General features: G+C 73.9%; 21 protein-coding genes. 10 read left to right on the top strand and 11 right to left on the bottom strand.

The genetic code is table 11. The annotated features are described in order from the left end of the window. Window positions 1–60: 60 nt before the first annotated feature. Window positions 61–630 carry a hypothetical protein gene (locus KPF22_RS26975; RefSeq protein WP_224403663.1) on the bottom strand — a complete coding sequence of 190 codons (570 nt, stop codon included), beginning with the start codon at window positions 628–630 and terminating at the stop codon, window positions 61–63. Between the two features lie 149 nt (window positions 631–779). Here KPF22_RS26975 and KPF22_RS26970 point away from each other — a divergent pair, with 149 nt between their 5' ends. Further along, window positions 780–1,955: a fumarylacetoacetate hydrolase family protein gene (locus tag KPF22_RS26970; protein ID WP_224403662.1), complete on the top strand. Its 1,176-nt coding sequence runs from the start codon at window positions 780–782 to the stop codon at window positions 1,953–1,955. A 40-nt stretch (window positions 1,956–1,995) separates the two neighbouring features. Here KPF22_RS26970 and KPF22_RS26965 read toward each other — a convergent pair whose 3' ends face one another. Together KPF22_RS26965 and KPF22_RS26960 are read right to left on the bottom strand one after the other, a co-directional pair. Further along, window positions 1,996–2,433, bottom strand: coding sequence for a thioesterase family protein (locus KPF22_RS26965; RefSeq protein ID WP_062399919.1), 438 nt, complete (start codon window positions 2,431–2,433; stop codon window positions 1,996–1,998). Between the two features lie 30 nt (window positions 2,434–2,463). Continuing rightward, window positions 2,464–3,252, bottom strand: a complete 789-nt coding sequence (locus KPF22_RS26960; protein ID WP_224403661.1) for a MerR family transcriptional regulator — start codon at window positions 3,250–3,252, stop codon at window positions 2,464–2,466. 179 nt (window positions 3,253–3,431) lie between these two features. Between KPF22_RS26960 and KPF22_RS26955 the strand changes: the two genes are divergently transcribed. Next, complete coding sequence (locus KPF22_RS26955; RefSeq protein ID WP_202968078.1) at window positions 3,432–4,652, top strand: acetyl-CoA C-acetyltransferase; 1,221 nt, start codon at window positions 3,432–3,434, stop codon at window positions 4,650–4,652. A gap of 14 nt (window positions 4,653–4,666) precedes the next feature. Then, a complete protein-coding gene (locus tag KPF22_RS26950; RefSeq protein WP_208824629.1) occupies window positions 4,667–6,844 on the top strand; it encodes a 3-hydroxyacyl-CoA dehydrogenase NAD-binding domain-containing protein in 2,178 nt (725 codons plus the stop codon). Window positions 6,845–6,908: 64 nt separating this feature from the next. On the opposite strand, the gene KPF22_RS26945 is transcribed toward KPF22_RS26950, so the two are convergent. Further along, complete coding sequence (locus tag KPF22_RS26945) at window positions 6,909–7,268, bottom strand: DUF1330 domain-containing protein (RefSeq protein ID WP_208824631.1); 360 nt, start codon at window positions 7,266–7,268, stop codon at window positions 6,909–6,911. A 62-nt stretch (window positions 7,269–7,330) separates the two neighbouring features. Between KPF22_RS26945 and KPF22_RS26940 the strand changes: the two genes are divergently transcribed. The 4 genes from KPF22_RS26940 (at window position 7,331) to KPF22_RS26925 (ending at window position 10,049) form a co-directional block, all read left to right on the top strand. Beyond that, the gene (locus tag KPF22_RS26940; protein WP_224403660.1) at window positions 7,331–7,624 is read left to right on the top strand and encodes a Dabb family protein; all 294 of its coding nucleotides are present in this window, start codon (window positions 7,331–7,333) and stop codon (window positions 7,622–7,624) included. Between the two features lie 52 nt (window positions 7,625–7,676). Further along, window positions 7,677–8,309 carry a DedA family protein gene (locus tag KPF22_RS26935; protein ID WP_224403659.1) on the top strand — a complete coding sequence of 211 codons (633 nt, stop codon included), beginning with the start codon at window positions 7,677–7,679 and terminating at the stop codon, window positions 8,307–8,309. Between the two features lie 166 nt (window positions 8,310–8,475). After that, window positions 8,476–9,336, top strand: a complete 861-nt coding sequence (locus tag KPF22_RS26930; protein ID WP_224403658.1) for an ATP-binding cassette domain-containing protein — start codon at window positions 8,476–8,478, stop codon at window positions 9,334–9,336. Next, window positions 9,333–10,049 (top strand): hypothetical protein, encoded by a 717-nt coding sequence (locus KPF22_RS26925; RefSeq protein WP_208824637.1) that lies wholly within the window; start codon window positions 9,333–9,335, stop codon window positions 10,047–10,049. Before KPF22_RS26930 ends, KPF22_RS26925 begins: the two co-directional genes overlap by 4 nt. Window positions 10,050–10,086: 37 nt before the next feature. Here the strand turns inward: KPF22_RS26925 and KPF22_RS26920 are convergent, their stop codons facing one another. The 5 genes from KPF22_RS26920 to KPF22_RS26900 form a co-directional block, all read right to left on the bottom strand. After that, window positions 10,087–10,770 carry a TetR/AcrR family transcriptional regulator gene (locus KPF22_RS26920; RefSeq protein WP_224403657.1) on the bottom strand — a complete coding sequence of 228 codons (684 nt, stop codon included), beginning with the start codon at window positions 10,768–10,770 and terminating at the stop codon, window positions 10,087–10,089. Between the two features lie 99 nt (window positions 10,771–10,869). Next, the gene (locus KPF22_RS26915; RefSeq protein WP_208824655.1) at window positions 10,870–11,556 is read right to left on the bottom strand and encodes a helix-turn-helix transcriptional regulator; all 687 of its coding nucleotides are present in this window, start codon (window positions 11,554–11,556) and stop codon (window positions 10,870–10,872) included. A gap of 44 nt (window positions 11,557–11,600) precedes the next feature. After that, a complete protein-coding gene (locus KPF22_RS26910) occupies window positions 11,601–12,548 on the bottom strand; it encodes a DMT family transporter (RefSeq protein WP_224403655.1) in 948 nt (315 codons plus the stop codon). A 42-nt stretch (window positions 12,549–12,590) separates the two neighbouring features. Next, the gene (locus KPF22_RS26905; protein WP_208822120.1) at window positions 12,591–13,094 is read right to left on the bottom strand and encodes an SRPBCC family protein; all 504 of its coding nucleotides are present in this window, start codon (window positions 13,092–13,094) and stop codon (window positions 12,591–12,593) included. Beyond that, on the bottom strand, window positions 13,091–13,417 hold the full coding sequence (locus KPF22_RS26900) for a helix-turn-helix transcriptional regulator (protein WP_224403654.1): 327 nt from the start codon (window positions 13,415–13,417) through the stop codon (window positions 13,091–13,093). Before KPF22_RS26900 ends, KPF22_RS26905 begins: the two co-directional genes overlap by 4 nt. Before the next feature lie 122 nt (window positions 13,418–13,539). Here KPF22_RS26900 and KPF22_RS26895 point away from each other — a divergent pair, with 122 nt between their 5' ends. Genes KPF22_RS26895 through KPF22_RS26885 form a run of 3 tightly spaced genes read left to right on the top strand, consistent with a single transcriptional unit; the run spans window position 13,540 to window position 15,535 of the window. Further along, entirely contained in the window at window positions 13,540–13,899 is a 360-nt protein-coding gene (locus KPF22_RS26895) for a GntR family transcriptional regulator (protein WP_208822236.1), read from the top strand. Further along, a complete protein-coding gene (locus KPF22_RS26890; RefSeq protein WP_224403653.1) occupies window positions 13,896–14,795 on the top strand; it encodes an ABC transporter ATP-binding protein in 900 nt (299 codons plus the stop codon). Before KPF22_RS26895 ends, KPF22_RS26890 begins: the two co-directional genes overlap by 4 nt. Continuing rightward, window positions 14,792–15,535 carry a hypothetical protein gene (locus KPF22_RS26885; RefSeq protein WP_208822122.1) on the top strand — a complete coding sequence of 248 codons (744 nt, stop codon included), beginning with the start codon at window positions 14,792–14,794 and terminating at the stop codon, window positions 15,533–15,535. Before KPF22_RS26890 ends, KPF22_RS26885 begins: the two co-directional genes overlap by 4 nt. Before the next feature lie 50 nt (window positions 15,536–15,585). Here the strand turns inward: KPF22_RS26885 and KPF22_RS26880 are convergent, their stop codons facing one another. Then, window positions 15,586–16,143 carry a hypothetical protein gene (locus tag KPF22_RS26880; RefSeq protein WP_208822123.1) on the bottom strand — a complete coding sequence of 186 codons (558 nt, stop codon included), beginning with the start codon at window positions 16,141–16,143 and terminating at the stop codon, window positions 15,586–15,588. Further along, window positions 16,140–17,153, bottom strand: coding sequence for an NAD(P)-dependent alcohol dehydrogenase (locus KPF22_RS26875; protein WP_224403652.1), 1,014 nt, complete (start codon window positions 17,151–17,153; stop codon window positions 16,140–16,142). The genes KPF22_RS26880 and KPF22_RS26875 overlap by 4 nt, the downstream gene beginning before the upstream one ends. Between the last annotated feature and the right edge of the window lie 130 nt (window positions 17,154–17,283).

The following is a 17,283-nucleotide window of genomic DNA, read 5'->3' as shown; positions in this document are numbered from 1 at the left end:
GTGCCGACAGGCCCCGGCCCGCGGGACGCGGACCGGGGCCGTGGCCGTGGCCGGGCGACCTCAGAAGTCGAAGTCGCCACCCATGTCCATGCCGCCGTCGTCGAAGCCGGGGTCCTCGGCCGGGGGCTCCTCGGCCGCGGCCACGTCCTCACCGGCACCGGCGTCGTCGAACATCGCGCCGGCGATCGCCGTGCCGATGAACGCGCCCGCGACACCCGCGAGCAGCGACCCGGCGATCATCCCGCCCATGCCCGGACCACGGCCGCCGCCGAGCGAGCGCTCCATCGTGCCGGGGTTGCGCATCTCGGCGCGGGTCGCCATCCGCGCCAGCTCCTGCGGGTCGGTCGACCGCGCCCGCTCGGCCTCGGGGACCTGCGCGCCGACGTCGTTCAGCACCGCCTGCCGCTGCTCGGGGGTGAGCTTCGCGAAGGCCTCCGCGTGCGCCTGCTCCACCTGCTCCGGCGGGGCGGTGCGGAGCATGTAGCGGTAGCGCTCGATCGCCTGCTGGTCGGGATCCTGCTGCTGCTGCGCCCGGCCGGAGCCCTGGTGGGGCGCGCCCCCGAAGCCCTGCTGCGGCTGTGTCTGCGCGCCTCCGGTGAGGCGTTCCTTGAGCTTGTCGAGCAGACCCATCTGCGGGTGTCCTCCTGCGTCCCGGGTGAGTTCCCGGTGGTGTGTCGGTACGTGCCCGATCCGGACGGATCGGGCACACCGGTCGAACGCGTGACAGCCGCGGCGAGTTCCCACCCACGCCGTCGCCGGATCGCCTACGGTCGGGGACCGTGACGACTGCGCCACCGCCGACGACCGTCCCCGCCCTCGCGCTCGGCGCCGTCGCCGGGAAGGGGCGCCCCGGGAGCTCGCGCATCGCCTGCCCGCTGCCCGACGGTGGCCTGCTCGACGTCGGCTCGCTGGCCACCGCGCAGCGCGGCCCGTACCCGGACCTGCTGGCCGCGCCCGACCTGACCCGGCTGCTCGACGCCGGTGCCCCGGCCTGGCGCGAGGTCGTCCAGTGGCTGCGCGGCTGGCGCGAGGACCTCGAGCGGGCCGCCGCGTACCGCCTGCCCGACGAGGGACTGGTCCCGGTGCTGCCCTTCGCCGTCGCCGACTACGTCGACTTCTACGCCTGCGAGCAGCACGCACGGAACGCCGGACTGATCTTCCGTCCGGACGCCGAGGACCCGCTCACCCCGAACTGGCGGCGGATGCCGGTCGGGTACCACGGCCGCTCCGGCACGGTCCGGGTCACCGGCACCCCGGTCGCGCGCCCGTCGGGGCAGCGCGGGCCCGAGGACTTCGGTCCCTGCGCCAAGCTCGACTTCGAGGCCGAGCTCGGCTTCGTCCTCGGCGGGCCGGCCCCGGGGCCGGTCGGGATCGACGACGCCGCCGACCACGTCCTCGGCGTCGTGCTGCTCAACGACTGGTCCGCCCGCGACATCCAGTTCTTCGAGTCCCGCCCGCTGGGCCCGCACCTGGGCAAGTCCTTCGCGACGTCGATCTCGGCGTGGGTGACACCGCTCGACGAGCTGTCCGAGGCCCGGGTCCCGCTGCCCGCGCACGATCCCGCGCCGCTGCCCTACCTCACCCCGGGTGAGCCCGCGCTCGGACTGGACCTCGACCTCGCCGTGCACGTCAACGGCGAGCTGGTCGCGTCCCCGCCCACGAGGGACCTGTACTGGTCCCCGGAGCAGATGGTGGCCCACCTCACCTCGGGCGGCGCCGGGCTGCGCGCCGGCGACCTGCTCGGCTCGGGCACCGTCTCCGGCCCGGAGCGCAGCGGGTTCGGCTCGATGCTGGAGCTGTCCTGGAACGGCCGCGACCCGGTCGTGCTCGCCGGTGGCGCCTCGCGCACCTGGCTGGAGGACGGCGACGAGGTCGTGATGACCGCGACCGCGCCCGCCCGCGACGGCGGCCGGGTCGCCCTCGGCGAGGTCCGCGGCCGGATCCGCGGCGCCTGACCGACGCAGCCGGCGGGGGAGACCCCTGCCCCGGGACGGCTCAGGGGCGCAGCGGCATCAGCGGCTCGGGGTCCCCGAGCGCGTTCAGGATCAGCGCCGGCACCTCCTGCTTGCCGGTGCCGTCGACCGCGATGACCACGTAGACGGTGCGGCAGTCGCAGGTGACGATGCGCTCGCCCGCGTCGTCGAGGGCGCGGACCTGGAAGTCGAGCGCGAAGCTGGTCCGGCCGATCCGCGCCGTCGACACCGCGACGACGACGTCCTCGCCCCACCCGACCCCGGCCCGCCAGTCGAGCTCGGTGTGGACGAGCTGGACGTCGTAGCCGGCGTCGAGCATCGCCCGGTAGGTGAGGCCGCGGGACTCGAGGAACTCGGTCATCGCCTCGTCGAACCAGGCCAGGTACCAGGCGTTGAAGACGACGCCCTGGGCGTCGACCTCGTGGTAGCGCACCCGGACCGGGAACTCGAAGCTCGCCATGGGCCGATGTTACGGCTCACCCGGCCGGGCTCACCCCTCGTGCCGGTCGGCGCCCCCGGAGGAGTCGACGCGCTCCCGGATGGCCCGGTTGACCGCCCGCCCGAACGCTGCGACGACGCCCTGCACGGTGATCGGCTTGAGCCGGGAGAAGGCGGCGGCGAGCCGTCGCCGCTCGTCGGCGGGGCGGCCGCGGTCCCGGTAGGGCTGCAGGACCTCGTCCTGGAACAGCGTCATCAGGTCCTCCGCGAGCGCGGCGGTGTGCCGCTCGATGAGGTCGTGCGAACGCTTCCACAGCTCGGGGGGCAGGCCGGAGTCCAGTGCCTCCAGTGCGGAGCCGAGCGCGACCGCGCCGTGCAGCCGGACGGTCGCCGGGCCGTCGCCGGGCAGCCGGGTCAGGGCGCCGAGCCGTTCGAGGGTGGTGACGTCGTCGTCGGACAGACGGCGACCCGCGCGCCGGTCGAGCCCGGCCCGGTCCAGCTCCTCGTCGACCTCGGGCAGCCAGGGCGTGAGCAGCGCGCGCTGCAGGGCCAGCTCCTCCGGCGCGGTCTCCAGCGGTACCCGTTCCAGCTGCCGTTCGATCGCGGCGAGGGTGAAGCCCAGCCCGGTGAGCTCGCCGATCAGCTCCAGCCGGGCGCGGTGCGCGGCATCGTAGAGACCCGTGCGGCCGCGCAGCCGGGGCGCGGGGATGAGCCCCTTGCTCGCGTAGAAGCGGATGGTGCGCACCGACATCCCGGTCCGCTCGGCGAGCTGGTCGACGGTGAGGAGATCCCCGTCGTCGGGGGTCGGGCTCATCGCGGAGCCGTCGATGGCGGCGGACATGGCGAGCAGGTTACGGGTCGGCCGCTCGATATGACAGTGCTGGTGTGACATCATCCGTGTCACATGCACGCCGGTCCGTCTTGACCCATGTGACAGTGCTGCTGTAACAAAAGCTACCAGTAAGTAGGGGCAGTGCCGCCTGTACCGCCCCCGTGCCGACCACCCCACGAGAGGTTCGGATGAGCGAGATTCCCGAGGCCTACATCTACGACGCGATCCGTACACCGCGCGGACGGGGCAAGGCCTCCGGTTCGCTGCACGAGGTCAAGCCGATCTCGCTGGTGACCGGGCTGATCGACGCGGTCCGCGAGCGTCACCCGGACCTGGACACCAACACGATCGACGACCTCGTGCTCGGCGTCGTCTCGCCGATCGGCGACCAGGGCGGCGACATCGCCAAGACCGCCGCGATCGCGTCCGGGCTGCCCGACACCGTCGCCGGTGTGCAGCTCAACCGCTTCTGCGCCTCCGGCCTGGAGGCCGTGAACACCGCCGCGCAGAAGGTCCGCTCCGGTATGGAGGAGCTCGTCCTCGCCGGTGGCGTCGAGGGCATGAGCCGGGTGCCGATGGGCTCCGACGGCGGCGCCTGGGCGATGGACCCCGACACCGCCTACGCCACCGGCTTCGTGCCGCAGGGCATCGGCGCCGACCTCATCGCGACCGTCGAGGGCTGGTCCCGCACCGACGTCGACACCTTCGCCGTCGAGTCGCAGACCCGGGCCGCCAAGGCGTGGGCCGACGGTCGCTTCGCGAACTCGGTCATCCCGGTCAAGGACCGCAACGGCCTGACCATCCTCGACCGCGACGAGCACATCCGCGCCGGCGCGACCGTCGAGGCGCTGGGCGGGCTCAAGCCGTCCTTCGAGATGATGGGCCGCGACGGCGGGTTCGACGCGGTGGCGCTGCAGAAGTACCACTGGGTCGAGAAGATCGACCACGTCCACCACGCGGGCAACAGCTCCGGCATCGTCGACGGTGCGGCGCTCACCCTCATCGGCACCGAGGCCGCCGGGAAGGCCAACGGCCTGACCCCGCGTGCGCGCATCGTCGCCACCGCGCTGTCCGGCGCCGACCCGACGATCATGCTGACCGGTCCGGCGCCCGCCGCGCGCAAGGCGCTGGCCAAGGCCGGGCTGTCGGTCGGCGACATCGACCTCTTCGAGATCAACGAGGCGTTCGCGGCCGTGGCCCTGCGCTTCATGCGCGACATGGACATCTCCCACGAGATCACCAACGTCAACGGTGGGGCCATCGCGATGGGCCACCCGCTGGGGGCCACCGGCGCGATGATCCTCGGCACCCTCGTCGACGAGCTGGAGCGCCGTGACCTGCGCCGCGGCCTGGCCACGCTGTGCGTGGGCGGCGGCATGGGCATCGCCACCATCGTCGAGCGCGTCTGAAAGGGACTGGATCAGTGACTGAGCAGAAGGCCGTCCGCTGGGAGTCCGACGCCGACGGCGTCGCCGTCGTCACCCTCGACGACCCGGCCAGCAGCGCCAACACCATGAACGACGCCTACCGCGAGGCCATGCGGGAGGTCGTCGACGACCTGGAGAAGCACAAGGACGACATCGTCGGTGTCGTCGTCACCTCGGCCAAGAAGACCTTCTTCGCCGGCGGGAACCTCGAGCAGCTCAGCGCGGCCGGTCCCGACGACGCCGAGAAGATCTTCGAGCTGGTGACCGAGGTCAAGGCCCAGCTGCGCAAGCTGGAGACCTTCGGCCGCCCGGTCGCGTCCGCGCTCGTCGGCACCGCCCTGGGCGGTGGCCTGGAGATCGCGCTGGCGACCCACCACCGGGTCGGCGTCGACGCGAAGGGCGTCGTCTACGGCCTGCCCGAGGTGAGCCTGGGCCTGCTGCCCGGTGGCGGCGGCGTCACCCGCGTCACCCGCATGCTGGGCATCGCGAACGGCTTCATGAACGTCCTCGCGCAGGGCCAGCGGCACAAGCCGGCCAAGGCGCTGGAGCTGGGCCTGATCGACGAGCTCGCGGCCACCCGCGAGGAGGCCTTCGACAAGGCCCGCGCGTGGGTGCTCGCCAACCCCGAGCACACCACCCAGCCCTGGGACCAGCCGAAGTACCGGATCCCCGGCGGCACGCCGTCGAGCCCCTCGCTGGCCTCGATCCTCCCGGCGTTCCCGGCGAACCTGCGCAAGCAGCTCAAGGGTGCGCCGATGCCGGCCCCGCGCAACATCCTCGCGGCTGCCGTCGAGGGCAGCCAGGTCGACTTCGAGACCGCGCAGAAGATCGAGGGCCGCTACTTCGCGGAGCTCGTGACCGGCCAGGTCTCGAAGAACATGACCAAGGCGTTCTTCTTCGACCTCAACGCCATCAACGGCGGCAAGTCCCGCCCGGACGGCCCCGCCAAGTGGCAGCCGACCAAGGTCGCCGTGCTCGGCGCCGGGATGATGGGCGCGGGCATCGCCTACGTCTGCTCCCTCGCCGGCTGGGACGTCGTGCTCAAGGACGTCTCGAAGGAGGCCGCCGAGAAGGGCAAGGCCTACTCGCAGGGTCTCGTCGAGAAGGGCGTCAAGCGCGGGAAGACCACGCAGGAGAAGGGCGACGCGCTGCTCGGCCGCATCCTGCCGACCGACGACTACGCCGACCTCGCCGGCTGCGACGTCGTCATCGAGGCCGTCTTCGAGTCCGTCGAGCTGAAGCAGGAGGTGTTCCGCGAGGCCGCGAAGTACATCAACTCCGACGCGCTGCTGTGCTCGAACACCTCGACGCTGCCCATCACCGAGCTGGCCAAGGGCGTCGACCGCCCGGACGACTTCATCGGTCTGCACTTCTTCTCGCCGGTCGACAAGATGCCGCTGGTCGAGATCATCAAGGGTGAGCGCACGAACGACGAGGCCCTGGCCAAGGCGTTCGACCTGACGCTGGGGATCAGGAAGACCCCGATCGTCGTCAACGACTCCCGCGGCTTCTTCACCAGTCGCGTGATCGGCACCTTCATCAACGAGGGCGTCGCGATGATCGCCGAGGGCATCGACCCGCAGACGATCGAGCAGGCGTCGTCGCAGGCCGGGTACCCGGCCCCGGTGCTGCAGCTGATGGACGAGCTGACCCTCACGCTGCCGCGCAAGATCCGCGAGGAGACGAAGAAGGGCGTCGAGGCCGCCGGCGGCACCTGGACCCCACACCCGTCCGACCCGGTGATCGACCGGCTGGTCGACGAGTTCGACCGCAAGGGCAAGAGCAGCGGCGCCGGGTTCTACGAGTACTCCGACGGCAAGCGCACCGGCCTCTGGCCCGGTCTTCGCGAGCACTTCGGCGCGACGAACCACGACGTCGACCTGCACGAGCTGTCCGAGCGGATGCTCATCATCGAGTCGATCGAGACCGTGAAGTGCGTCGACGAGGGCGTGCTGACCACCGTCGCCGACGCCAACATCGGCTCGATCTTCGGTATCGGCTTCCCGGCCTGGACCGGCGGCGTGCTGCAGTACATCGAGGGCTACCCCGGCGGCCCGGCCGGCTTCGTGGCCCGCGCCGACGAGCTGAAGGCGAAGTACGGCGAGCGCTTCGAGGTCCCGCAGTCGCTGCGTGACCGCGCGGCGAAGGGGGAGTCGGCCACCGCGGCCGCCTGATCCCGCCCGACACCGACCCCCGCCGGCGCCTCCGCCGGCGGGGGTCCGTGCGTTCCGGGCCCGCTCAGCGGGGCACGGTGGGCTGCAGCGTCGCCTCGACCAGTGCCTCGGTCCGGATGTGGGTCCCCTCCTGGTAGCCGGGGTCGCGGACCATCTCGGAGAAGGCCCGCCGGCTCGGGTAGGACACCAGGAGCACCGCGTCCCACTCCTGGCCCGGCTCGGCGACGACCGGTGCCAGCCCGCGCCCGAAGTAGACGACCTCGGCGCCGAACCGGGCGGCGGTGGCCCGGAAGTGGGTGACGTAGTCGTCGTAGCGGGCCTCGCCGCCCTCGGCGAAGCGCAGCAGGTTCAGCATCACGACCGGCTGGTCGGGGTCCTCGGCGAGGAAGGCCTTCATGTCCGCGCCGGACGGGTTCACTGCCATCGGCCAAGTCTAGGGTCGATCTCCGGGGGCGGTACCCGACGACGACGGAAGGAGCCCGGCACATGATCCGCAACGTGGTGGTCGGCCGGCTGAAGGACGGCGTGGACCCGGCCGGGATCGAGGAGGGCCTCCAGGCGCTGCGCGACCTGCGCGTCGAGGGCCTCGACCTCGACCTGGAGGCCGGCCTGGACCTGGGGCTGCGCGAGGGCAACGCGCACTTCGTGCTCACCCTCGACCTGCCCGACGAGGAGTCCTACCGCGTCTACGACTCCGACGACGAGCACAACCGGATCCGCCGCGAGCTGTTCGCCCCGCTCTGCTCGTCGATCGAGCGGATCCAGTTCCGCCTGCCCTGACCGGTCGAACCGGACCAACCGGATGACCTGAACCTCGGGCACCATGGTGTGCGTGACGCAGTGGGTGTTCGACATCGTGGACCGGCTCGGCGCCGCCGGCATCGGGTTGCTGATCTTCCTGGAGAACGTGGTCCCGCCGATCCCGTCGGAGGTGATCCTCCCGCTGGGCGGCTTCCGCGCCTCGACCGGCGCGATGGACCCGGTCGCGGTCTGGGCGGCGGCCACGATGGGAGCCGTCGCCGGGGCGCTGGTCCTCTACGCGCTGGGCCACTGGCTGGGGTACGAGCGGGTGCACCGGCTCTGCGGGCGTCGCTGGTTCGTCGTCTCCAGCCAGAAGGACCTGGAGAAGGGGCTCGCGCTGTTCGAGCGGTGGGGGAACTGGTTCGTCCTCGGGGGGCGCTGCATCCCGATCGTGCGCAGCCTCATCTCGATCCCGGCCGGGATCGCCCGGATGCCGCTGCTGCGGTTCACCGCGCTGTCCGCGCTCGGCAGTGGTGTCTGGAACGCGCTGTTCGTCTACCTCGGGTTCGTACTCGGCGAGCGCTGGGAGGTCATCGAGGTCTACATGTCGCCGATCAGCAAGGTCGTCGCCGTGCTCGGCGCGGCGGTGATCGTGTGGCTGGTCGTGCGGAAGCTCCGGCAGCGTCGCCACCGCGACGCCGGGGTGTCGACCGGGACCGGCTGAACGCGCCGAGCCGACGTCCGGCTGCGCCGGACGGGTGATCGCGACAGCCCTGCGTACCGGTGCCGCCACGGGCCGTACCGCCGGGCCACCGCCGGGCCTCGGGCCCGCGCCGCTGTGCGAACCTGATCGTCACGCACGGGCGGCGACGAGCGGTGGAGGTGGTCGGGTGCGCCTGGTCGGGATCCACCACACCCACCCGTCGGGGGCGGTCGCCCTGCGCGGTGCCGACCTCGACGTCGACCCTGCCGTGCCGACCGTCGTGCGGGGAGGCAACGGGGCGGGCAAGTCCACACTGCTGCGGATCGCCGCCGGTGCACTCGCCCCGACCGCGGGCGAGGTCGAGGACGTCCCCGAGGTCGTCGGCTACCTGCCCGACCGGTTCCCGGCCGCCCGCAAGCTGACCCCGCGACGCTGGCTCGACCACATCGCCCGGGTGCGCGGCGTCGACGTCGACGACGCCGCGGACCGCGCCGAGGTGCTGCTGACCGAGCTCGGGTACGACGGCGACGACGACGAGCCGATGGCCGACCTGTCGACCGGCAACGCCCGCAAGGTCGGGCTGGTGCAGGCGCTGGCCTGCGAGCCCGGCGTGCTCGTGCTCGACGAACCCTGGAACGGTCTCGACGACGACGCCGCGGACGTCCTGACCCGGCTGCTCACCGCCCGAGCCGCCCCGACCCTGCTGACCGACCACACCGGTACCGCGGCCGATCTGCCCGGTGCCCGCCTGCACCGGCTGCGCGAGGGCCGGATCGCGACCGCCTCCGACCCGGACTCCGTGCCGTTGCCGACCGCGCCGCCGCCCGGGGCGATGATGCGCCTGGACATGGCCTGTGCGGGAGACCCCCGCCCGCTGCTGGAACGGGTGCTGCCGCCCGCCCGCGTCGAGGGTGCGGCGCCGGGCCGGTTCACCGTGCGGGTCCCCGCCCCCGAGAGCGACGCCTGGCTGGCGGCCGCGCTCGCCGCGGGCTGCGCGGTCCGCTCGGTGCGGCCGGTCCGCCCGGCTCCCGGGGAGGGCGGCCGGTGAGGCGGCGGGTGCGCTCGGCGTTCGCCGTGGCGATGCTGCTGGGCGAGGACGTCGGCCGCACCGAACGCTTCGTCGCGCCGCTGGTGCTCTACGCCGGCGCTCTCGCCGTGCTGTTCGGCGGCGCGCCCGGCCCGCTGCCCGCGCCGTGGGCGGCCAGCGCGCTGCTGCTCTACCCGGTCGGGGCCTGGCTGGCGCACGCGCTGGCCGAGTCCGAGGACGACGACGCCCGCACCGTCACCCTGTCCGCCGCGGGCGGCCCCTGGCCGGTCGCGGCCGGCGTGCTGATCGCCGCCACGGCGGGCGTGGCGGTGCTCGGGCTGCTCGCCGTGGTGTGGGGCGTGGTCGCGGCCTGGGGCACGGCGACGACCGGGAGCCTGCTCGACGGGCTGCTCGCCCACCTGGCCTGCGGGATCACCGGCGCCGCGGTGGGGTCGGTGTTCTCCCGGCCCGTGGTCCGCAACGAGGGCGTCGCGCTGATCGGTGCGCTGGTCGTGCTCGTGGTGACCGGGACGCAGTCGTGGCTGCCGCCGGTCGGGACCGCGGCCGCGGCCCTGGGGAGCGGGCGGCTCGGGGTGGGCCCGTTCGGCGACCTGGTCGTCGCGCTGCTGGTGGCGGTGGCGTCGACGGCGCTGGTGGTCCGGGTCGAGCAGGGCGGCGGGCTGCGCGAGCTGGGTGCACGTCTCGGCCGGCGCGTCGGCCGTCTGCGCCGCTGACCTGCTGCTCCACCCGGCAGCGCCCCCGGGTCCGTCCTCAGATCAGGCCCGCGACCCGGCCGAGGCGTTCGACGGTGCCCGCGAACAGGGCGTCGCGGGCGTCGACTGCGTTCTCGAACTGGCCGAACAGCTCGAAGGACAGGTGCCCGAACAGCCCGGTCCAGGCGGTGAGGGCGGCGAGCACGGCCCCGTCGGGCAGGTCCGGGAGACCCAGCGCGGCCCGGATGCGGACCGCGTCGTCGGCGAGCGCGGGATCCGGGTCGGTCGCCGCGGGGAGCGTGCCCGCGGCGTGCGCGGCGGTCAGCGCGCGGGCGAGCGGCTCCAGGACCCGGGCCGCGACGGGGACGGTGTCGGTCGGCGCGCGGTAGCCCGGTACGGGGGAGCCGTAGATCAGGGCGTACTCGTGCGGATGGGCCAGCGCCCAGCCGCGCAGGGCCTGCGCGATGCCCCGCCAGTGCTCCGCCGGGCCGGTGCCGGGGTCGGCCGCGGCGAGGGTGTCGGCGAGCCCGTCGTAGCTCTGCACGATCAGGGCGGTGAGCAGGTCGTCGCGGGTGGGGAAGTAGCGGTGCAGCGCCGAGGACACCATCCCGATCTCGCGGGACACCGCTCGCATGGACAGCGCGGCCGCGCCGGTCTCGGCCAGCTGTCGACGGGCCGCCGCGGTGATCTCGGCGACGAGCTCGGCGCGGGCCCGCTCACGGGCGGTGCGGGAGGCGTTCACGTGGCCACGGTAGAGCATCGGTCTGTTCCCCGAGCGCTGTGCTGATCCAAGAGCGGCGATCTCGTTCGTGGCCGTCGCCCCGGTGGGTCCCGGCGACCGTCAGTCCGGCAGTGCCACTCCGACCAGCGCCGGCAGGGCGGTACGACCGGACGCCGTGAGGCGCACGGACCGCCGGTCGCGGCCGCGCTCGACCCAGCCGCGGTCGAACAGGGCCCGGCACAGCACCGCGCCCGCCGTGCCCGCGAGGTGGTGGCGGCGCTCGGTCCAGTCCAGGCACGCCCGCACCACCGGGCGCCCGCGGCGGGCGAGCGCGTCCGGCCCGGCGAGCCCGGCGAACCACAGCCTGCCGGCGGGGGTGAGGGCGAGGCCGTCCCCGGTCGCGAGTAGGTCGTCGGCGACGAGCCCGTCGAAGAGCGCGACACCCAGGGCGCCCGCGAGGTGGTCGTAGCAGGTCCGGGCGGAGGCGAGCCTGGCTGCGGCGCGCGAGGCACGCAGTGTCGGGGCCGGCGGGGCGGGCGCGGTGCCCGCGGCGAGCGTCTCGATCGTGCGTGCGACGTCCGGTCCGCCGAGCCGCAGGTAGCGGTGCCGGCCCTGCCGCTCGGCGACGAGCAGTCCCGCGTCGACCAGCCGGTCCAGGTGGGCCGACGCCGTCGACGGAGCGACGCCGGCGTGCCGGGCCAGCTCGCCCGCGGTCCAGGCGCGACCGTCGATCAGCGCGAGGCAGAACGCGGCCCGGGTCCGGTCCGCGAGCAGCGCGGCCCGGGCGGCGAGGGCGGCCGGGTCGATCGGGCCCCCCGAGCCGAGGCCGCCGTCCGTGCCGGGACCGCCGGTCACCGCGGGCCCCGGTCCCCGCCGGACCCCGGCACCCCGCCCGCCGCGACCCGGCTCTCCCGCGCCGGCCGCCCCCGGTAGCGGGACAGCGCCACCCCCGTCAGTGCGAGCACCCCGCCGAGCAGCGCCAGGGGCGGCGGCAGCTCCCCGAGTACCGGCCACGCCATGAGCACCACCAGCGTCGGGACGAGGTAGGTGGTGACGCCGAGCTGTCCCGCGTCGATCCGCGACAGCGCGTACGCCCAGGTCCCGAACGCGAGCGCCGTCGGGACGAGCCCGAGGTAGACCATCCCGGCGATCTCCGGCCCGGACGCCGTGCCGAGAGCGTCGACCAGGTTGCCGGCCCACGGCAGCGTGGCGACCGCTCCGACCACGCAGGCGACCTGGGTGACCTGCACCGCGGGCAGGCGCCGGAGCACGGGTTTCTGGGCGAGCACCCCGATCGTCCAGGTCGCGGCGGCCAGCAGGCACAGCAGCGCGCCCACCGGGCCCCCGGCGCCGGCCGGGCCGTCGCCCGAGGTGGCGAACCCGATCAGCACGGCCCCCGCGAACCCGATCCCGGTACCCGCCAGCAGCGGGCGCGGGAAGCCCTCCCGCAGCACGACGCCGGCGGAGAGCGCGATGAGGATCGGTCCGACGTTCACCAGCATCGCCGCGGTCCCGGCGTCGAGGCGTTCCTCGGCCGCGTTCAGCGCGACGTTGTACACCGCGAACCAGCTCACCCCGCACACCACCATCAGCAGCCACTCCCGCGCGGTCGGCCGCACCCAGGACCGCGATGCCAGCACGGCGAGCGTGAGCGCGGCCCCGCCGACCGCCAGTCGTCCGAGCGCGAGGGCACCGGCGCCGAACGCCGGCCCCACGGCCCGGATCGCCACGAACGCCGACGCCCACGCCAGCACGGTCACCCCGGCCGCCGCGGCGACCCGCATCCCTGTTCCCGTCACGGCGACGACGCTAGGCGCCCGACGTTTCGGCCCGCACCGAATTCAGCCCCGGTAGTACGGTGCCGTCGCCGCGAGGGTCGCCTCCCAGTCCGGCATCGGCGCCCCGGCCAGGACTGCGGCGAGCCGGTCGAGGTACCAGTGCCAGCCCGGGCCGACGTCGGCGGGGGAGAACCCGTCGGGCAGCACCTGCTCGAACACGAGCACGGTGCCCCCGCCGTCCGGGGCGAGCGTCACCGACAGCTCCCACGGCTCGCCGTCGCCCTCCCGGATGTCGACGACCAGCCGGTGCGGAGGCTCACAGTCCCGGACGAGCACGGTGGACGGGGCGCCGCCGCCGTCCTCGTCGCTGGTCAGGACGAGCTCGACGGTGCCGCCCGGTCGCCCGTCGCCGCTCCATCGCCCGAACCACCGCGCGCAGCGGTCCGGGTCGGTGACCGCCGACCAGACGTCGGCGACGGGTTCGTCGTGGACGCGGCGGAACCGCAGCACGGCACGCCCGCCGGTGCCGCGGACCACCTCCCCGGCACGGCTTCCGGTATCGGTCACGGGTTCCTCCTCGATCCACGGGCCAGTTCGGTGTCGAGCGCGTCGACCCGCTGCGCCCAGAAGCCGCGCAGCCCGGCCAGCCACTGCTCGGCCGCGGCAGGCCCGGACGGGTCGACCGCGTAGAGCCGCCGGGTTCCCTCCGCCCGGACGGTGGCGAACCCGTTGTCCCGCAGCACACGCAGGTGCCGGGAGACGGCCGGCTGCGATATCCCGAACTCGGCGCGGACGACCTCGGTCACCCGCCCTGCCGTCCGCTCGCCCCCGGCGAGGAGCTCGAGGATGCGCCGCCGGACGGGGTCGCCCAGCACGTCGAACGCTTCCACAACTCCGAGTTTATATAACTCTGACCGAAAATAATAGTCCTCTGGACGGGTCGGTTCCTCGCCGCTATGGTTCATTACATGACTAATGAACCACTGCACTGCGGCACCGGGAGATCGCCGTGATCGACGACGGACGCCCGCTGTTCGCGCAGATCGCGGAGGACATCGCGTCCGCCGTGGTGGACGGGACCTATCCGGAGGAGACCCAGGTGCCGTCCAGCAACGAGCTCGCCGCCTTCCACCGGATCAACCCGGCCACCGCGGCGAAGGGCCTCAACCAGCTGGTCACGCAGGGCGTGCTCTACAAGAGACGGGGGATCGGCATGTTCGTCGCCGAGGGGGCACGGTCCCGGCTGCTGGACAGCCGCCGCGAGGACTTCGCCCGGCAGTACATCGCTCCGCTGGTCACCGAGGCCCGCAAGCTCGGCATCGACCCCGAGCAGCTCAAGAAGATGATCGACGTCTGGGGGGACGACCGATGAGCACCGACGTGATCGCCATGCACGGCGTCACGAAGCGCTACGGCGACGTGACCGCGCTCGACGACGTGACGTTCGCGCTGGCGGAGAACCGCATCCACGGGCTGCTCGGCCGCAACGGCGCCGGCAAGACCACCGCGATGCAGATCCTCACCGCGCAGAACTTCGCGACCTCCGGGCGCGCCGAGATCTTCGGCGAGCAGCCCTACGAGAACGCCCGGGTGCTCGCCCGCACCTGCTTCATCCGCGAGTCGCTGAAGTACCCGGACGAGTACCGGGTCCACCACGCGCTCCGGGCCGCCGCGAGCGTGTACCCGCAGTGGGACCAGGCCTTCGCCGACCGGCTCGTCGGGGAGTTCGGGCTGCCGCTCACCCGGATCTGCAAGAAGCTCTCCCGCGGCCAGCAGTCCGCGGTCGGGGTGGTCATCGGACTGGCCTCGCGGGCCCCGCTGACGTTCTTCGACGAGCCCTACCTGGGCCTCGACGCCGTCGCCCGGCAGATGTTCTACGACCACCTGCTCGCCGACTTCGCCGAGCACCCGCGCACCGTCGTGCTCTCGACGCACCTGATCGACGAGGTCTCCGACCTCATCGAGCACGTCGTCCTGATCGACCGGGGACGCGTGCTCATCGACGAGGAGGCCGAGGCGTTGCGCGGCCGGGCCGTCACCGTCTTCGGGCCCGCCGAGTCGGTCGAGCGGTTCGCCCGCGGCCACACCGAGCTGCACCGGGAGCGCCTCGGCGGCTTCCTGCGCGTCACCCTCGCCGGGGTCGCGCCGGCCCGCACCTCCGAGCCGAACCTGCAGTTCGAGCCGGTCTCGCTGCAGCAGCTCGTCGTCCGCACGACCCAGATGAACGCGGCGCCGGGCGCCGGCGTCGCCCAGGAGGTCCTGTCATGACCGCCGTCACCGCCGACCGCAGCCCGGTCGACGCCGCGCCCGCCCGGGTGCGCGCCGCGATCCGCATGGGCACGGTCAACTGGGGCCGCCGGTTCGGGATGGCCTGGCTGATCCTCGGGGTCGTCTTCGTGCTGCACCAGACCGTCTGGTGGGTGGTGCGCAGCAACGGCGGCGACGAGCCGACCGGCTACACCGGCGCGCTGACCTCGTTCTTCTTCATCCTGGCCAGCACCTACCTCGCGCTCATGACGCAGGTGATGCCGTTCGCGCTGAGCCTGGGCATCACGCGACGGCACTTCTACCTCGGCACCGTCCTGCTGGTGGCGGCGGAGACCCTGGTCAGCGCGGTCGGGCTCAGCGTGCTGCTGGCCGTCGAACGGGCCACCGACGGCTGGGGCCTGCGGGTCCAGTTCTTCGAGATGGGCTTCATGGGCCAGTCGAACCCGGTCACCCAGGTGCTCGCGTACTGGGTGCCGCTGCTGACGCTCTCGCTGGTGTTCGTGCTCTTCGGCGCGGTGTTCCGGCGCTGGGGGCAGCTCGGGATCTGGTGCGCGGTCCTGGTGCCCGTGGTGCTCGCCGCGGCCGGGGTGATGGTCCTGACCTGGCAGGACGCCTGGGGGGCGTTCGGCCGGTTCTTCGTCGAGACGCCGACGTCGGTGCTGCTCGCCGGCTATCCGCTGATCCTCGCCGCGGTCGCGGCGGGGGCCGGGTACCTGGTGCTGCGCCGCGCGACTCCCTGACGGAGGACCCGGCGGGGCCCGGCACCCTCGTGGGGGGTGGTGCCGGGCCCTCAGCCGTCCAGCACGAGATCGGCCCGTTCCGGTGCACCACCGGAGCGGGCCAGCTCCTGTTCGGCGCGCCGCCAGCCGTCGCGGTACGGGGCGTAACCCGGCCAGTCCGCCCGCCCGTGCAGCCGCCGCTCCCGCTCGTCCGCCGACGCCTCCACCCAGATCGCCAGCGAGGTCACCGGCGCCAGCTCGGCCGCGCCGCTCCCGCACCCCTCCAGCACGACGACGGCCGCCGGCGCCAGCGTGCGTTCCGGTCCCGGCCGCTCGCGCACCCAGTCCCACGACGTCCAGCGCAGGGTCGTACCGGCCGCCAGCGGGTCACCGATCCCGCGCCGGGCCAGCGCCGGGACCCGGGGCAGCCCGTCCCAGCCGGGGCACAGGTCCTCGATCTCGAGCAGCGGGGCCCCGAGCCGGTCGGCGAGCTCGCGGGCCCGGGTGGACTTCCCGGCCCCGGAGAACCCGTCCACGGTGACCAGCCGGTTCCCGGCGGGCCCGGCGGGGGCGGCGTGCACGAGCCGGGCGACCGTGGCGGTCCAGTCCCGGTCCGCGACCGTCCTCACGGCCGGACGACCACCTTGACCTGCGACGCGTCGGGGGACAGGGCGTCGCCGACGTGGTCGAGGTCGACGTGCCCGGTCACCAGCCGGTCCAGGTCCACCGCGCCCGACGCGGCCAGGCGCACCGCCGTCGGCCAGGTGTTGGCGTACCGGAAGGTGCCGGTCAGGGTGATCTCGCGCGACTGCAGCATCGACACCGGCAGCGTCATCTCGTCGGCACCCATCCCGACCAGCACCGCGGCGCCTCCCGGCCGGACCGCGGGCAGCCCGCCCAGCACCGCGGCCGGCACCCCGGAGCAGTCGACGAAGGCGTCCACACCGGACACGTCGGCGCCCGGTGCGACGACGTCGGTCGCGCCGAAATCGCGGGCCAGCGCTGCCCGCGCCGGGTCCGGATCGCTGACGACGATCTCGGCGGCGCCCTGCACCGCCGCCACCTGCGCGACGAGCAGCCCGATCGGCCCCGCCCCGGCGACGAGCACCCGCGACCCGACCCCGGTGCCCGCCCTGTGGTTCGCCCACAGCGCGACCGACAGCGGTTCGAGCAGCGCGGCGGCGTCGTCGGAGACGTGCTCGGGGACGGGGTGGGCGAAGTCGTCGGCGATCGTCACGTACTCGGCGAACGCGCCGTCGACCGGCGGGGTCGCGAAGAACACCATGTCCGGGCACAGGTTGTAGGCGCCGGTGTGGCAGTACCGGCAGCGACGGCAGGGCACGCCCGGCTCCAGCGAGACGCGCTCGCCGATCCGCCCCGCGTCGACGCCCTCCCCGACACCCACGATCAGCCCCGAAGGCTCGTGCCCGAGGACCATCGGCTCGCGCAGCACGAAGTCGCCGATCCGGCCGTGCCGGAAGTAGTGCACGTCGGAGCCGCACGTGCCGACCGCCGCCACCCGCACCAGCACCTCCCGGGGGCCGGGCCGGGGGACCGGTCGCTGCTGCACCTCCAGCTCACCGGCGGCACGCAGCACGCTGCACCGCATCGACTCCGGCACCTCGGCGATGGTCGTCACGGGCACGACGGTGGCACGCGCGGGCGGGCCGGGCAACGCGGTGCGCCGACCGCGCCGGACGCACCGGTGCGCGCACGGTCGATCATTCCGGCGGACGTCGTCCGCCACCGGGAGGTCCGCCGGTGGTGTA

Origin of the sequence: Pseudonocardia sp. ICBG1034 (assembly GCF_020131375.1) — a bacterium.
GTDB lineage: Bacteria > Actinomycetota > Actinomycetes > Mycobacteriales > Pseudonocardiaceae > Pseudonocardia > Pseudonocardia alni.
Note: the sequence above shows the minus strand (reverse complement) of the source record. Positions and strands in the feature narration are given on the sequence as shown.

Bases quoted from the DNA above. Each gene is read 5' to 3' on its own strand.
- KPF22_RS26975 (WP_224403663.1), bottom strand. From the start codon at position 630: ATGGGTCTGCTCGACAAGCTCAAGGAACGCCTCACCGGAGGCGCGCAG.
- KPF22_RS26965 (WP_062399919.1), bottom strand. From the start codon at position 2,433: ATGGCGAGCTTCGAGTTCCCGGTCCGGGTGCGCTACCACGAGGTCGAC.
- KPF22_RS26960 (WP_224403661.1), bottom strand. From the start codon at position 3,252: ATGTCCGCCGCCATCGACGGCTCCGCGATGAGCCCGACCCCCGACGAC.
- KPF22_RS26955 (WP_202968078.1), top strand. From the start codon at position 3,432: ATGAGCGAGATTCCCGAGGCCTACATCTACGACGCGATCCGTACACCG.
- KPF22_RS26945 (WP_208824631.1), bottom strand. From the start codon at position 7,268: ATGGCAGTGAACCCGTCCGGCGCGGACATGAAGGCCTTCCTCGCCGAG.
- KPF22_RS26940 (WP_224403660.1), top strand. From the start codon at position 7,331: ATGATCCGCAACGTGGTGGTCGGCCGGCTGAAGGACGGCGTGGACCCG.
- KPF22_RS26890 (WP_224403653.1), top strand. From the start codon at position 13,896: ATGAGCACCGACGTGATCGCCATGCACGGCGTCACGAAGCGCTACGGC.
- KPF22_RS26885 (WP_208822122.1), top strand. From the start codon at position 14,792: ATGACCGCCGTCACCGCCGACCGCAGCCCGGTCGACGCCGCGCCCGCC.